Origin of the sequence: Salegentibacter salinarum (assembly GCF_900168115.1) — a bacterium.
GTDB classification, from domain to species: domain Bacteria; phylum Bacteroidota; class Bacteroidia; order Flavobacteriales; family Flavobacteriaceae; genus Salegentibacter; species Salegentibacter salinarum.
In genome coordinates, this window is sequence record NZ_FUZC01000004.1 from 99,602 (window position 1) to 115,057 (window position 15,456).

Below are 15,456 nucleotides of genomic sequence, written 5' to 3' on the forward strand. Positions count from 1 at the left end.
TTTAAAATACAAAGGTATTAAATTATGAGCGGAATTATAAGCCAAAATCCCCTGCTTTGGTAATTATTCCAAAAGCTTTTCCTTTTAATTGATGACCTTTAAAAATACTGTTTTTTGAAGTTGAAAAAATATGGGCTTCGGTAAATTCATAGTTTTTATTCGGAATAAAAAGACTGAGATCTGCAGGGTTTCCTTCTTTAATTTCTATGTCTTCCAGTCCAAATCTTTGTTTTCCCTTAGAAAGCATTTCTGCAACCTCTTCGGTAGAAAAAATTGTGCTCAAAGCTCCAAAAGCAGATTCCAGGCCAATGCTTCCATACAAAGCATTATCAAATTCAACTTTTTTATGCTCGGTATCTATTGGAGTATGATCGCTGGTAATCATATCTATGGTTCCGTCTTTTAAACCTTTAATTAGCGCTTTTATATCTTCTTTGGTTCTTAGCGGAGGCAGAACCTTAGTATTGGTATCAAAATCCTGCAGCAATGCATCGGTAAAGATTAAATTATGGATCGCTACACTACAACTAACATCCAGGCCTTTCTTTTTAGCTTCTTTTATCAAGGAAACCGATTTTTTAGTCGAAATTGTTGGAATATGTAATTTCCCGCCGGCATATTCCAGAAGGTAAAGGTCTCGTGTAATTTGTAATTCTTCGGCCAGGTTAGGAATTCCTTTTAATCCAAGCGAAGTACTGTTTTGTTCTTCGTTAACCATCCCCTTGCCTGCTATACGATCTTCCTGAGGAAAAGATTGCACTAATCCATTAAAATTCTGGGCATATTGAAGCGCTATTTTTAATAAATTCGGGTTTTTTACTGCACGTTTGTAATCTCCAAAAGCAATAGCACCGCCTTGTTTCATATCATAAAGTTCGGCAAGGTCCACGCCTTCACTTTTAATGGTTAAAGCGCCTGTAGGGTACATTTTAACCGGGTGATGCGCCGCTTTCGATTTAACCGAAGTAATAGCCCCGTTATTATCAATAATCGGGAAGGTATTGGGGTTTAAAGCAATGTTGGTAAATCCGCTTTTTGCCGCAGTGTCCAGTCCGTTAGCAATGGTTTCTCGTTCTTCAAAACCGGGTTCTCCAAAACTCACACTACTATCAAACCAACCACGGGAAACGTGAAGATTTTCTTGAAAAATCACTTTATCAGCTTTGGTAGAAATATCTTTTCCTATTTTTTTTATAATCCCGTTTTCGATTAAAATATCCAGCTTTTGATTGTTATTAGCCGAAGTTTTATCTAAAATTGTAGCCGATTTTAAAAGTAGTTTCATTTAGTTATAGTTTTAATCCCAATCTGTTGCTAATTGCTATTCAGTTGTAATACGATCATTTCAGATATTTTAAAAGGAGCATTTCTGCAGTTAAAAATATCAGTGCAAAAATAACAAAGCATTTCCAAAGCTTGTTGCTTTGTCCCGCTGCTTTTATTTCATTAAAATAAGATCCTATACTGGAATAAATTTTTACGTTTTCTGCTTCCTGCGGAATATTATATTCCAATTCGCTTTCGGTCCTGGGTGCGTTAAAACTTATGTAGCCCTGGTTTTCGCCTTTATATTCCAGCAAATAATTTCCTGACGCTATTTCCAATCCGGAAGTTAAGATTTCCAGATTATCGCCTAAAGCGCGTTGTTGCGGAATAAAATCTTCGGTTTCTGATACAATGTGAACCACTTCGTCCTGTTGCGTTTGAAACGGAATATTAATCTCATTTTCTTTCCCGGTTTCGTAATATAGATCCGGAGTTTTTAAAGCTGTCAGGCCCATATTATAAAATACCGGAACGATTAATGGCGAATTTCTAAAATTAGAATTTTCAGAGTTTAAGGCTGCGGAAAAAAGAAATATTCCATTACTTTCCAGTAAAAAGCCTGAATTATTTTGAAATGAAAGTATTTTATTTTCGCCTGGTACATCATAATAGCTTTGCACTTTAGGATAATCAAAATTCTCAATTCTTTCTTCAAAAACTCCCGTAAGCAAAGGATGATCAAAAGCGAGTTCGGTTATTAAAGTTTCCCGGGTTTGTAGCTCAGAAAAAATAGGTGCATTGAGGCGATTAAGAAGATTATTATAAGAATTTTGATCTATATTTTCTGAAGGAATAATTACCAGAGGTACGGCATTGTTTTGAAGACTTTGAAGGTTAGATTCCAAAGCTCCTGAAATGGATTCCAGCTCATTGAGAACTACTATATCGGCGGTATTTAATTTATTAAAATCAAGTTGATCTACTTGAAAAGTTTCAGTATTAAATTCGGGAGGGGTAAGGATGCGGCTTAGAAAACTGGAATCTATATTTCCCGATATAACAACTACTTCAGCGGGTTTAAGCTTATTCAAGCTAAAAAACAGTGAATTATCGTAGGCTAAAGAAGCGTCTGCGATTCTTACGATTCCGTTAGGAATTTCTTCTGCATTGATTTTAAAACTGGTTTGAGTACTTTGATTTTCCTCAAAATTTACAGCGGTTTTTGCTAAAAGTTCTTCTCCATTATAAACTGAAATACTTACAGGTTCTAAAATTTCTGCCGAACTGCTCAGTAAGACCTTTAAACTAATTTCAGAAGCTTGGCGATTGCTTATGAATGCAGAATCAATACTGATATTCTGAGTATTTTCGGGAATTGCCGTAATTAAATGATAATTTATATTGGAAGCATCTGAAAAATCTTCAGGATTCAAATTTTGCTGAAAATCGGAAATAAAAATAACGTCTTTGTCTCCGGTAGAATGTTTCAACAGTTGTTCTGCTCTTAAATTCAGCGTAGTAAATTCTGATGAATTTTCTGCGAAATCAAGATTTTGAAGTTCGGTGGTTAATTCTTCTGCAGTAAGATTTCTAAATTCATTATTATGAGTAAAAAGGCTTATTTCCTCGTTTTCAGGAAGGTTTTTAATCAAATCCTGAATAGCGGCCGCCAGCAGTTCGCCATGTTGGCCGGAGGCTTGCATACTGTAAGAATTATCTAAAAAAATAAGCTTATCGCTTTGAGAGGCTTCAGGATTCTCGGCAGGGAAATAGGGTTGGGCAAACGCGAAAATTAAAGCGGTTAACATTAACATCCTGGTGGCCAGCACCAACCATTTTTTTAAGCGGGAACTTTTGCGAGTTTGCCGAATTACTTTTTTTAGGAATTTTACGTTGGTAAAATCTTCTTTCTGAAAGCGGCGTAGTTGAAATAAATGAACAGCCAGCGGTATGAGTAGTAAAAACAGGGCATAAAGTAGTTCCGGCTGTTTAAATTCCATAAAGCTTTAAAAAGTTTTTCAAATATATGAAATGGAATTTAAGCTAAGGCCGTTTAATTTTGAATTTAAAAGTGCTGCCTTTGCCTTTTTCAGAAATTACCTCAATACTGCCGTTCATTTGCTCTATATGTTTTTTAACCGTGGCAAGACCAATGCCGCTTCCGGGATTTCCGTTCCTGTCCTTGGCATCCAGAGTGGCAAAAAGTTGAAAGATCTTTCCTTTATCGGCTGCAGAAATGCCTATGCCATTATCGCTTACTTCAAAACAATAATAACTTGAAGTGATTTTGAAACTAATATTTACTTTTCTAACTTCCCTGGTGTTATATTTTAAGGCGTTGCTTATTAAGTTCATAAAAACCTGGCTTAGCGCAGCTTTATTTATATTTTTAAGATGACCTTTTTCGGGGTAAGTGATTTCTACATTTTCTTCTAATGTATAAAGATCTGTAATTCTTTTTAAGAGGGTAGGGAGGTGAACATCTTCATAATCTTTCTCCAAAACGTGATCGCTGCGATAAAAACTTAAAATTTCATCTACATAATTTCTAAGCGAATAAGACGATTCTACTAAAAAGTCTAGATACTGTCTACTTTGTTCATCAAGTTTTTCTTTGTTCTCGTCTTTAAGCAGTTCGGTTAAAGAAATAATATTGGCGAGAGGAGATTTTATATCGTGCGAAACCAGGCTGGCAAATTTTTCCAGTTCCTTGTATTTCTGTTTTAATTTGCGTTGTACGTGTTGAAGTTTTGTTTTTTGTTTACGCGACTCAAAAAGATTCATACTTTGGGTCGCTAATGCCAGTAATGATTTTTTCTGATCTTCCTCTAACTTCCTGATTTTTGTATCAAAAATGCAGAAAACTGCTATGGCGTGACCATTTGCATTTAAAAGTGGAACACCGGCATAAAAATGATATTCCCGATCGTAGATATTCTTGGCATTTTCAAAAAATTCAGGATGCTCACGGCTGTTTATAATAAAGATTTCTTCACCTGCATAAATGGCATGTTCGCATAAAGCATTTTCCCTGGGAAGTTCGGCCAGTTGAGTACCGTAAGCCGATTTATACCAAATATTGTTTTTACCAATAATACTTATTTTAGCTACAGGAACCTGGCATATCTTTGCCGCCAAAAATGTAAGCTGATCGTAGTCTTTGTCTTCTCCCGATTTAAAAATTGCATATTCAGCAAGTGCTGCCCGACGTAATCTCTCATTTGAAGAAACTTTTTTATGCTGCATACCTTTTGGCGATTAGTAGAATAATATAAAAAAAAATCTTCGATTTTGGATGAAAAAGCCTTACTAATTAAGCTTTTCGCCTAATGGAAAAATCAAAACGAGTACCCTCTCCTATTTCAGAATTCACCTTTAAATTTCCGCCTAAATTCCCAACGAGTCTTTTTACGGTAGAAAGTCCAATCCCATTGCCTTTATTACCCGAGCGGTCACTTTTTGCCACGGTAGTAAAAAGTTTAAAAATGTCATCTTCCTTCTCCTTAGGAATGCCAATACCGTTATCCTGTATGCTGAAATAATAAAAATCGGGGTTTTGAGAGAATTCAATATCAATAACAATCTTATCTTTATCGTTATATTTCAGGCTGTTTCCTAATAAATTTAAAAAGATTTGTTCCAGCGCGGCACGGTTAGAACTTATAATGGTATTGTCTTCAGGAAGGTTAATCACACAATCTTCAGTAATATTTAAAAGATCAATAATTTCTTCAAGTAATTGATGCACATCAAATTCTTCATTATTTGAGGCGGCAATATTATCGCTCTCATAATGATCTAAAATGCCATTTATATAACTGCTAAGCTTTAATCCGGCTTGCTTTAGGTTTTTTAAATAATCCAAACCTTCTTCTCCAAGTTTATTTCCAAACTTAGCTTTTAAAATATCTGCAGTGATAATCATATTTGCCAGTGGCATTTTCATGTCGTGAGAAACTACACCGGCAAAATCTTTGAGCATTGCATTATGCTCGTTAAGTTGCTTTTTAATATTCTCCAGGTAATCGTTTTTACGTTTTAGCTCCAGAAGAATTTCTACCTGTTTCGCCAGGGATTTTAGTGCTTTTTTCTGTTCCTGGTTTAATTTATTCGGTTTTGTATCAATTACACATAGTGTCCCTAACACCATATTATCGAAGTTTTTTAGAGGCATCCCGGCGTAATAAATAATAGGATCGGTATCAGCAAGTACAAATGGATTATCTAAAAATCGATTATCTAAGCGGGTATCTTCAATTTCCATGAGTTGCTCAGGCTCCAAAATGGCGTGACTGCAAAACGAAATATCCCGTTCTGAGGTACACATATCAGTCCCATATTTAGATTTAAACCATTGCTCGTGTTCACCAACCAGGGAAATCAAAGAAATTGGTGTCTGGCAAATAAAGGATGCCAGCTGTGTAATATTATCAAATTCCTCCTCGGTAGGACTGTATAAAATATTTGCCTCCTCAAGCGCTTTTAATCGTTGGCTTTCGTTATTTGGAATAGGAGGACTCAACATATATTGAAAATTGTATTAAAACAAATTTAACAAATTTAAGCGAAACTTGTTAAATACTTACTAATACTTTTCAAACACTCCTAATCCGAATAATGCAAAGTCATATTTCACGGGATCAACCGCATCCAGCTTCCTTAGCGCAATATCTAAATCATTTAAAGCTTTCGCATCATTAGCTTTTCGTTTTAAGAGTTTTAATTTTCTGGCTACGTTCCCGGAATGTACGTCTAAAGGGCAGCTTAATTGCGATGCATCGAGATTTTCCCAAAGACCAAAATCTACACCGGCCTGATCTTTTCTAACCATCCACCGTAAGTACATATTAATTCGTTTTGCAGCCGAATTCTTAAGCGGATCACTAACGTGTTTTTGGGTTCTTGATGGATGTGGAAGTTCAAAAAAGACTTTCTTGAATTCGTGAATAGCCGACTGAAGGAAATCTTTTTCAGCATTTTGAGTGAAAACCGTTTCAATGCCTCTGTGATTCTTATAGATATTTTGTAATGCTGAAATAAAATAAATTAGATCGGTTTCGTTAAAAGTGCGGTGAACAAATCCTGTTAAACTCTTCAAATCGCTTTCAGAATGATTTAAAATGAAATCGTGCGGACTGCGATCCAGCATTTCCATTAAACGATTTGCATTTTTTAGAATACTTTTTCGGTTTCCCCAGGCAATGGTGGCCGTTAGAAATCCGGAAATTTCAATATCTTCTTTTTTACTGAATTGATGCGGAATTTGAATAGGATCTGAATCTATAAACTCTGGCGTATTGTATTGTTCGACTTTAAAATCGAGAAAAGATTTAAGTTCACTTTTTTTCAAACTGTTTAAATTTCCTTTTTATCAATAATTTTTCCGTCCTGCATAGTGATTTTCCGGTCGGCCATATCGGCAAGTTCCTCGTTATGGGTCACAATCACAAAAGTTTGCTGAAATTCGTCCCGGAGCTTAAAGAATAATTTATGAAGGTTCTCAGCAGATTCGGTGTCTAAATTTCCTGATGGTTCATCAGCAAAAATTACCGCAGGATTATTGATCAGAGACCTTGCGACTGCAATTCGCTGTTGCTCGCCGCCACTAAGTTCAGCCGGCTTATGATTAGCCCGGTTTTTAAGTCCTAAAAATCCTAAAAGTTCCTTTGCACGTTCCTCAGCCTTTTCTTTTGCTGTATTATGAATAAACGCCGGGATACAAATATTCTCTAAAGCCGTAAATTCGGGTAATAACTGGTGAAACTGAAAGATAAACCCAATATTTTTATTTCTGAATTTAGATAATTCCCGGGAAGAGAGTTTATAAATATCTGTGTTGTTAATTTCCAGTGTAGAATCTTTATTTTTTTCAGGCTTATCAAGAGTTCCCAGAATTTGAAGCAAAGTGGTTTTTCCCGCTCCCGAAGCTCCTACAATAGAAACAATTTCGCTTTTTTTAATATGAAGATCGAGACCTTTTAATACGTGCAGGTCTCCATAATATTTATGAATATTCTTGGCTATAATCATTTTTTCGCTCGATAGACGAGATTTTAAAAGTTCCGGGCCTTTTCCCGAATTAATTTATTATTAAGGAGAATGCCTTTTAACCCGTTTAGGGGTAATTATTAAGGCTCGTGAAAATTAGCCAAATTCAGCAAAACCCCCAAGCTAAGAATTGAATATGTTTTTAACCCGGTTGTAGTCTATATAATACACAATACGCAAGCTAAGATTATGTCTGGCCGGCCTGTTGAATAAATTATCCATACTTTGCTGAAAATCGAGATAACTTAATTCATCCTGGTTAAAAATTGAATTTCTATAGAGTAAAATGGCTTCACTCCCGGGAGCAAATTGCCAGCGATAACTTAAATCCAGGTTCCAGATATTAAAATTAGCGTCGGGATTATTATTTTCTTCCCTGTTATAATCTGTTGAAGTTAAACCTCCATCTTCATTTAATTTTGAAAAGCTGCCATCTTTAAATTGAGCAACCGACCAAAAATTTCTAAAACTTAAATTCAAGCCTTGTTTTGTGGTAAAGTTATAGTTTGCCTGAAGTGAGTTCTCAAAACTTTTCATATCCCTGTTTCCAAAAATCACGTCTCGAGGTTGAAGTGTTACAAAGCTGGGTCTATTTATTTCATTATCGTATTCAAAACCATAGATCACTAAAAACTTATTGTTTATTCGAATTCTCGGCTCAAAAATGAAATTAAAACTTTCCCGTGAACTTTCGCTAAAAGTTTGGTAAGTGGTACGTACATCTAAAGCCAGTTTCTTTCTATAATCTGAAGAAATCCAGGCGTTTGCTGCAATATTTGGTTGAAAGGTTATATAAGTATTTTCCCTGCGAGGTTCGAAAAAGTCTTTAAAAGCAGAATTTACTTCGGCAAAACCACCGAAGGCAAACCGGTCGCGGGTCATTGCAAAAATGCTTAGACCGCCGCCGCTTGCCAAATTCACATCGGGACGGTAGCGTCTTTGGTGATTTGCATATAATTCTATGTTATACTGATTAAAAATCCCGGTTGGCTCAAAAGTTTGGTAAGAGGTATTCAAGTAAAAATTGCTGTAATTGTTCGTTAAACTTATTCCAAGATCATTTATGTCATAAGTTTCATTAGCCAATTCGTGGGAAACTCCGTACCTGAAATTCCCTTTGGTTCTATCTATTGAAAACAGAGAAGCAAATCCGGTTTCATTGCGGCGAGGTAAATTCACATTGCTCATTTTTGCTTCTCCTACAAAATTAAAGGAGTTAGATTTATTAAAAACGTCAAACAGAAACCCGGTGACATTGGCATCCCTGAAATTCCCTTCCCTGGCAACGTTGGTATTGATTAAACTTATAGAAGAATTTTTATTAAAACGTTGGTCCAGCACCAGAATGTTATAATTAGCAAAGGGTTCTGTAATTTTTTCTCGGCTGTTTCCGGTCAGGGTATCTCTAAAAACCGCTTTGGTTTCAGCGGTAACGGCATTAAAAAAACCGACCCCAAGACCGCGCTCGGTTCTTCCTGAAATTTTTAAGGCATTTATTAAATCGGTTCTTTCAGGATTCTCAAGAATTTCTTCATTCTCAAGCTTTTCTCGCTGGGCGTTATTAAAACCAATAGGAGCACTTCCCACCCTCCTGGAATAAAAAAGATCTCCTTTGGTAAAAAGCTCGGTTCCTTCTGTAAAAAATGCGCGATTTTCTCCAAATATTTGTTCAAACGGGCCTAAGTTAAGTTCCACATCATCATAAGCCACCTGCCCAAAATCGGGAACTAAAGTCATATCTAAGGTGAAAGCTTTACTAATTCCATATTTCACATCCAGGCCGGCGTTAAAATTAGTTTCAGTTTGCCCATCAAATTTATCTACTTCGGCCGAAGTATATGGATAAAAACTAAGTCGGGTAGGAGGTTCAATGTTTTTAATTCCGGTAAGTAAGCCGGTTTGCTGACTCATTAAGCCCACGGATTTGTCCACATAATTCCAGGTATAACTTTCATTTCTATGGGAAATTTGCCTTAAAAACTGGATGCCCCATTCCTGTGCCTGTTTTTCAGGAAAACGCAACGCAGAATAAGGAAGATGAATTTCGGCATACCAGCCATTTCCGTCTTGGGAAACAGCGGCCTCCCAAACAATATTAAAACCAAAATCTTCATTATTTCCGGTTGTTTTAGCATCGGCTCGTGTGCCCGCGGCAGTAACAGCAAACCTTATTTGATTTTCCCCATCGTCATAGGTATTAATATCTATTTGAAAGTAATCGCTCTGCTCCAAATTATCCCGTTGGGTAAATTGTTTTACAATCTTTTCCGGTTTATCTTCATATAAATATGCTGCGATATAAAGTGCCTCATTATCATAAACTACTTTTACTTCAGTATTGTGACTTTGGGGAACAGGATCGCCATCCCCGGGATAGTACATAACAAAGTTATCGGCTTTCGTAAGGTTTCTCCAGGTATTATCGTCTAAGATTCCGTCTATTACAGGAGATTCTTGCGTTTTAGTAGCTGAATAATTTTTACGCGGAAGACTATCAATTTGAGCCGAAATTTGATGACTGAAAATGAAGAATATTAAAATTAACCGGATTTTTACAGGCATTAATTGATAATTTGATTGAAAATAAGTTCAAATATATCATAGTTCTCAATGAAGACAAAGCTTTGATTTAAATTCACGTTAAACTATATTCAATTTGTTTATTATTACCTTAAATTTGCTAAACAAAATTAATCTATGAATTCAGAAAATTTAGAACTGGCAACTTTAGCAGGAGGTTGCTTCTGGTGTACCGAAGCTGTTTTTCAACGTTTAAAAGGTGTAGAAGAGGTGTTTTCGGGTTTCACCGGTGGAAATATAAAAAACCCTGCCTATCGTGAAATTATAACAGGCAGAACAGGTCACGCTGAAGCCATCCAGATAAGATTTAATCCGGAAATAATAAGCTTTCATGACTTGCTATATGTGTTTTTTGCTACGCACGATCCTACAACTTTAAACCAACAACAAAATGATGTTGGGACCCAGTACCGCAGTGCTGTTTTTTATCATTCCGAAAAACAGAAAGAAACTGTAGAAAAGGTGATTGCAGAACTTGAAGAAAAAAAAATTTTTGAGAATAAAATTGTAACCGAAATAACTGAGGCAAAAGATTTTTATATTGCAGAAAAGGAGCACCAGGATTTCTATAACCAGCACAGGCAACAGCCATATTGCCAGTTTATAATAGATCCTAAAATAAAAAAACTAACTGAAGTCTTTTCAGATAAACTGAAATAATAATAAGATGGCTTATAAATTTAAAGAAGAATATAATATTGAGGTTACTGACGGACTTCAGGAAAATTATAAAAATATCCTTGAAGGAATAGGAGAGGATATTAGCCGCGAAGGCATAGAAAATACTCCCGAGCGCGCCGCAAAAGCTATGCAGTTCCTAACACAGGGTTATAAAATGGATGCCGAAACCATCTTAAAAAAGGCCATGTTCAAGGAGAGTTATGATGAGATGGTGGTGGTAAAAGATATAGAATTATATTCTTTGTGTGAACACCATATGTTACCATTTTTTGGGAAAGCCCACATAGCGTATATTCCTAATGGACATATTGTAGGCTTAAGTAAATTACCCCGGGTGGTAGATGTTTTTGCACGCAGGCTCCAGGTACAGGAGCGACTAACCCATGACATTCTGGAATGTATAAACAACACACTTAAACCAAAAGGGGTTGCAGTTGTTATAGAAGCTGTACATATGTGTATGATGATGCGTGGAGTTCAAAAGCAAAATAGTGCGACTACAACTTCAGGATTTAGAGGTCAATTTGAGAAAATTGAAACCAGGAATGAATTTTTGAAACTAATTAGCTCAGATCTTAAATAACAAATTGGCACTTTATTTGCTTTATTTGGCTAAAAGCGATCAAAATGAAACTTTTAAAAGATAAACTATTTGTAAAAGGTTTAATGTATGATGCTATTGGGATGGCTACTATGGCTATTCCTTTAGTGGGGCCATTTCTTGATTTATTATGGGCGCCGTATGCCGCCAGAAAAATGGGTGAAATGTATCCCGGTAGAAAAGGTAAAGTAGCTTCTGTAATTGTATTTCTTGAAGAGATCTTACCAGGAACCGATATTATTCCTACTTTCACATTAATGTATTTCTATACTTTTGTTTGGAGTAAAAAGAAGCAACCGAAAGCACAGGTTATTGAAGTTGAAATTATAGAGTAAATTAGCTTCGAAGCATGTATACTCTCGATTATCGAATAAAAATCATTAAAAATTTTATAAGGTATTTTAAGTGGAATTCCATCTCGGGATTCCATTTTTTTTGCATTTGTTGTATATCATTTAAAAACTCTTTAACAGCCGGTCCTCCTTGCTTTTAAATGTTTTGTGTAATTTAACCTGAACGTAAAATTCACAATATGTCAGAATTTGACCAGGATCGACACACACTTTCTAATCCATCAAAAATCTCTTTTTCCGGTTGGAAGAAAATAGCATTTATTATAAAAGATAAAATAGAGGAGAATAACTTAACTATAGTATCTTCCGGCGTAGCATTTTACGCATTCTTAGCGATTTTCCCCGCTGTAATGGCTTTAGTCTCTATTTACGGTTTGGCGGTAAATCCCGCACAAATTGAATACCAGTTAAATCAACTTGGCTCCATGATTCCCGATGAAGCTTTTGGAATTGTAGAGCAACGGCTGGAAGCATTTATTTCAACGTCAGGTAGAGCATTAGGTTGGGGAATGGCAATAGGTATACTATTTAGTATCTGGAGTGCCAATAAAGGAATGAAATCTTTATTTACCGGCATTGATATTGCCTATGCTACTCGCAGTACTCGCGGATTTATAAAACAGAATGCACTTACTTTATTATTCACCTTTGGCGCCATTATCCTGGTGATTTTAAGTATGGGGCTAATTGTTATATTTCCCGCCGTGGTAGGGGAATTGGGTTTACCCGCGAATATTGAAAGTCTTATCAGCTGGTTACGCTGGCCAATTTTGGCATTAATTGTTGGATTTTTTCTGTGCTTGGTTTATAAATATGCACCAGAGCGAAAAAATCCTAAATTACGATGGGTGGTTCCCGGGGCTGTTGTTGCTACCATTTTATGGTTAATTGCTTCCTGGGGATTTTCATTTTATGTAAGTAATTTTGGAAGTTATGGTGAAGTTTATGGTTCTATAGCCGCAGTGGTTATTATGATGCTATGGCTTTTTATTAGTTGCTTTACGGTGCTTTTGGGAGCTCAATTAAATTCAGCTGCAGAAAGATATGCAAAGAAAGTTACCGCTTTTAAATAGATTTCTAATGAATTTAGTCGAGTTAAGAGCGTTAAAACTGTGTTATTTGAAATCTCTTTAACGTTAGATATTTAGAATTACTGCGATATTTATAGAAACCGAAAAATTTCGGAATAAAACCAATAAAAAAATATTATGAATAATCAAGCAGCAATACAAAAAGGAATGAAATGGCTTAAACGAGCTGTGATCTTTAAAGCAGGAAAAATGATTATGAGAAAACCGGCAAGTGCTCTTGGAGTAGGGGCATTAGCAGCCGGAGCGGGAATTGCAGCCTATAGTTTTATAAAAAATAGTAAGAAAAATGATCTAACCCATATAGATGATATTGAAAACAATAATCCCGAGGTTAAAGGGAAAAAGAAAATTATAGTTTAAGTACCTGAGGATATTAAAAAGTAGACCCCACAATTCCGCTCGCTATGCGGAAGTGTGAGGTCTTTTTGATTTAGGTAAACAGGATTTTTAATTCCCTTCTACAATATTATTAAAACAACCATCTTAATGAAACCGAAATATTTCTGCCAATATTAGAAATACCGTCGGGTTTGAGGCGGGAAAGATGGGAGATATAATCTTTATTCAAAATATTGTTTGCACTTACACCGATTCTCATTTCACTGGAATTAATAGCGAATTGTCCTCCAAATCCTGCGCCCAATAATCCGTATCCGCCGGTACGGGTTTCAAAAGTATTCACATTATTTTGATCAAATACGTTCTTCAATCTTAGAAAAACATATTTACTATAGATTTTGTCATCGGGATTCTCAAATTCCAATCTCAAAGTATTGGTGAGAGAATTCGCCGGAATTAGAGGTAAATATTCGCCATTACTTCTTTTCCCAGTAACGGTTTCAAAACTACTTTCAAGGTGCAACCAATCTAGAGGATGCGGGTGTATATGAACTCCAACTTCACCACCGTATAATTCCGCATTATTCTGCGTGTATTCAAAAACAGGATTTTCATCTATTAATTCTCCCGTTGGTTGTAAATAAATATAATCGTTTATGGTATTGTGAAATCCGTTTACAAAAGCCTCAAAATGCTTATTTCGCCATTCTAAAGAGAGATCTATCTGGAAGTTCTGTTCATTTTCAAGATTTTGATCACCAACTTCATATCTATTGGTACCGTGGTGGGAACCGTTAGAGGTTAATTCAGATAAATTTGGTGCTCTAAATCCGGTAGCCAGGTTTAACCTTGCGCTTAGATTTTCGGTAACAATATATTTTGCTCCCAGCGCACCATTTATACTTTTATACGTATTATTTACCGCAGCAATTTCACCGCTTTCGTGTTGGTGCCCATCTTCGTGTTCTTCACCTTCCTGCTCTTCCTCGATATGTTCTTCATGAGCTTCTACGGCTTCGGTATCTATAGTTCTGGTATCAAAGCGTAAACCTCCCTGGAAATCCCAACGTTCAAAATGAACGTGTGTAGTGGCAAAAACGCCAAAATCTGTAGTAGTAGCATCGGGAATTAGAATGTCTTCCCCATAATTGGTATTGGTTTGATGCATACCCTGAACCCCCAAAATAGTTTCGAATCTCCCTGTTCTTGGTAAATTATATTTTAGATTATAATTTAAGGTTTCCAGGTGCATTTCTAAAGCAGGATGGTCTGTACCTTCTTCCTCTTCCAGATGTTCTTCTTCCTCTTCGTGTTCTTCTGCCCCGTGTTCCTCCTCTTCGTGGTGGTGTTCTTCAAACTCTTTACGGTTATTATATTGATACCCCACTTTGAAATCCAGGCTAGAATTGCTGAAATAAAGTTTATTCTCTAAACTTAGAATATGATTATCTATTTCCTGATGGGGAAGCAGGGGATCCTTATCTTTAGATTGTACTCCTATTTCCTCCGGAATACCAATATTCGATTTATTAAAATTATATCTTAAATCTGTTTTGAATTTAGCATCCTGATAACCGATTCCTGCTTTAAAATCGGTTTCGTTGAAACGGGTGTTGGTTACTCTTTCCCCGGATCCGGTTTCATAATCACTGTGCTCAGCATAACTACCACGGGCAAGAAATTTTACTTTTTCTCCCGAAGTTTTTGCCATAACGCTTCCCTGATATCCCTGGGTATTACTGAAATAATTTACATCTGCTTCAGCATTGGTTTCATTTGCGGCTGCGTAGCGTTCAGGATTCAGATAAAGTACACCACCAATAGCGTCACTCCCGTAGAGTAGGGAAGCAGGACCTTTTATAACTTCTACACTTTCAATTCCTTTAGAACTTATACCAAGCCCATGTTCATCACCATATTGTTGGTTTTCTAATCTAACACCTTGTGTATAAACCAAAACTCGATTAGAACTTAAACCTCTAATTACAGGTTTTCCAATTCCAACTCCTGTTGTTAAACTTTCTACTCCCGCAATTTGAGTTATTCCATCGCTAAGAGTTATGGCTCCTTTTCGGTTTAATTCAGCTACATTTTCTCGCTCTACACGCATCACATTTTCACTTTGTAACTGGTGAAAAGGTGTAGAGACAATAACTTCTTCCATCTCTATAGCCGATTTCTCTAAAGTAATATTTAAAGTAGAAGTTTCAGGAAAATCAAGTTCATTAGAATAGGTACCAAAACCTACTGAAGAAACTACAATTTTAAATGTTCCGTTAGGGATATTTTCAACGGTAAAATTTCCATCAAGATCGGTCATAGCACCTTTACTCAATTCAGGAAAATAAACATTTGCGCTAAATACCGGTTCTCCATTTTTAGCATTGGTAACCTGGCCCGAGAAGTTGTTCTGAGCATATATAATGGGGCTCACTGCGATAAAAAGCAATGAGAAAAGTAAACTTTTCATATATTTTTTTTTAAATAATTAAATTCT

General features: G+C 36.1%; 13 protein-coding genes. 5 read left to right on the plus strand and 8 right to left on the minus strand.

The window, feature by feature from the left end:
* Positions 1-34: 34 nt before the first annotated feature.
* From B5X53_RS06410 to B5X53_RS06440, 7 genes are all read right to left on the minus strand, one after another.
* On the minus strand, positions 35-1,285 hold the full coding sequence (locus tag B5X53_RS06410) for a dihydroorotase (RefSeq protein ID WP_079712408.1): 1,251 nt from the start codon (positions 1,283-1,285) through the stop codon (positions 35-37).
* A gap of 55 nt (positions 1,286-1,340) precedes the next feature.
* A complete protein-coding gene (locus B5X53_RS06415) occupies positions 1,341-3,266 on the minus strand; it encodes a BatA domain-containing protein (protein ID WP_079712409.1) in 1,926 nt (641 codons plus the stop codon).
* 43 nt (positions 3,267-3,309) lie between these two features.
* On the minus strand, positions 3,310-4,512 hold the full coding sequence (locus B5X53_RS06420) for a sensor histidine kinase (protein WP_079712410.1): 1,203 nt from the start codon (positions 4,510-4,512) through the stop codon (positions 3,310-3,312).
* A 67-nt stretch (positions 4,513-4,579) separates the two neighbouring features.
* On the minus strand, positions 4,580-5,791 hold the full coding sequence (locus tag B5X53_RS06425; RefSeq protein WP_079712411.1) for a sensor histidine kinase: 1,212 nt from the start codon (positions 5,789-5,791) through the stop codon (positions 4,580-4,582).
* A gap of 60 nt (positions 5,792-5,851) precedes the next feature.
* Positions 5,852-6,616 carry a TIGR02757 family protein gene (locus B5X53_RS06430; protein WP_079712412.1) on the minus strand — a complete coding sequence of 255 codons (765 nt, stop codon included), beginning with the start codon at positions 6,614-6,616 and terminating at the stop codon, positions 5,852-5,854.
* Positions 6,617-6,621: 5 nt separating this feature from the next.
* Positions 6,622-7,296 carry an ABC transporter ATP-binding protein gene (locus tag B5X53_RS06435; protein ID WP_079712413.1) on the minus strand — a complete coding sequence of 225 codons (675 nt, stop codon included), beginning with the start codon at positions 7,294-7,296 and terminating at the stop codon, positions 6,622-6,624.
* 141 nt (positions 7,297-7,437) lie between these two features.
* Positions 7,438-9,876: a DUF5916 domain-containing protein gene (locus tag B5X53_RS06440; protein WP_079712414.1), complete on the minus strand. Its 2,439-nt coding sequence runs from the start codon at positions 9,874-9,876 to the stop codon at positions 7,438-7,440.
* Positions 9,877-10,011: 135 nt separating this feature from the next.
* Here B5X53_RS06440 and msrA point away from each other — a divergent pair, with 135 nt between their 5' ends.
* The 5 genes from msrA (at position 10,012) to B5X53_RS06465 (ending at position 12,980) form a co-directional block, all read left to right on the plus strand.
* A complete protein-coding gene (gene msrA, locus B5X53_RS06445; protein WP_079712415.1) occupies positions 10,012-10,554 on the plus strand; it encodes a peptide-methionine (S)-S-oxide reductase MsrA in 543 nt (180 codons plus the stop codon).
* A gap of 7 nt (positions 10,555-10,561) precedes the next feature.
* Positions 10,562-11,158: a GTP cyclohydrolase I FolE gene (folE, locus tag B5X53_RS06450; protein ID WP_079712416.1), complete on the plus strand. Its 597-nt coding sequence runs from the start codon at positions 10,562-10,564 to the stop codon at positions 11,156-11,158.
* Positions 11,159-11,202: 44 nt separating this feature from the next.
* Complete coding sequence (locus B5X53_RS06455) at positions 11,203-11,511, plus strand: hypothetical protein (protein ID WP_079712417.1); 309 nt, start codon at positions 11,203-11,205, stop codon at positions 11,509-11,511.
* 197 nt (positions 11,512-11,708) lie between these two features.
* A complete protein-coding gene (locus B5X53_RS06460; RefSeq protein WP_079712418.1) occupies positions 11,709-12,602 on the plus strand; it encodes a YihY/virulence factor BrkB family protein in 894 nt (297 codons plus the stop codon).
* A 135-nt stretch (positions 12,603-12,737) separates the two neighbouring features.
* Positions 12,738-12,980 (plus strand): hypothetical protein, encoded by a 243-nt coding sequence (locus B5X53_RS06465; RefSeq protein ID WP_079712419.1) that lies wholly within the window; start codon positions 12,738-12,740, stop codon positions 12,978-12,980.
* Between the two features lie 109 nt (positions 12,981-13,089).
* On the opposite strand, the gene B5X53_RS06470 is transcribed toward B5X53_RS06465, so the two are convergent.
* Complete coding sequence (locus B5X53_RS06470) at positions 13,090-15,429, minus strand: TonB-dependent receptor (protein WP_079712420.1); 2,340 nt, start codon at positions 15,427-15,429, stop codon at positions 13,090-13,092.
* Positions 15,430-15,456: the final 27 nt, after the last annotated feature.

What these genes read in the sequence shown, in the direction of transcription:
- B5X53_RS06455 (WP_079712417.1), top strand. Translation starts at nt 11,203, where the DNA reads ATGAAACTTTTAAAAGATAAACTATTTGTAAAAGGTTTAATGTATGAT.
- B5X53_RS06410 (WP_079712408.1), bottom strand. Translation starts at nt 1,285, where the DNA reads ATGAAACTACTTTTAAAATCGGCTACAATTTTAGATAAAACTTCGGCT.
- B5X53_RS06420 (WP_079712410.1), bottom strand. Translation starts at nt 4,512, where the DNA reads ATGCAGCATAAAAAAGTTTCTTCAAATGAGAGATTACGTCGGGCAGCA.
- folE (WP_079712416.1), top strand. Translation starts at nt 10,562, where the DNA reads ATGGCTTATAAATTTAAAGAAGAATATAATATTGAGGTTACTGACGGA.
- B5X53_RS06435 (WP_079712413.1), bottom strand. Translation starts at nt 7,296, where the DNA reads ATGATTATAGCCAAGAATATTCATAAATATTATGGAGACCTGCACGTA.
- B5X53_RS06440 (WP_079712414.1), bottom strand. Translation starts at nt 9,876, where the DNA reads ATGCCTGTAAAAATCCGGTTAATTTTAATATTCTTCATTTTCAGTCAT.
- B5X53_RS06460 (WP_079712418.1), top strand. Translation starts at nt 11,709, where the DNA reads ATGTCAGAATTTGACCAGGATCGACACACACTTTCTAATCCATCAAAA.
- B5X53_RS06425 (WP_079712411.1), bottom strand. Translation starts at nt 5,791, where the DNA reads ATGTTGAGTCCTCCTATTCCAAATAACGAAAGCCAACGATTAAAAGCG.
- B5X53_RS06415 (WP_079712409.1), bottom strand. Translation starts at nt 3,266, where the DNA reads ATGGAATTTAAACAGCCGGAACTACTTTATGCCCTGTTTTTACTACTC.
- msrA (WP_079712415.1), top strand. Translation starts at nt 10,012, where the DNA reads ATGAATTCAGAAAATTTAGAACTGGCAACTTTAGCAGGAGGTTGCTTC.
- B5X53_RS06470 (WP_079712420.1), bottom strand. Translation starts at nt 15,429, where the DNA reads ATGAAAAGTTTACTTTTCTCATTGCTTTTTATCGCAGTGAGCCCCATT.
- B5X53_RS06465 (WP_079712419.1), top strand. Translation starts at nt 12,738, where the DNA reads ATGAATAATCAAGCAGCAATACAAAAAGGAATGAAATGGCTTAAACGA.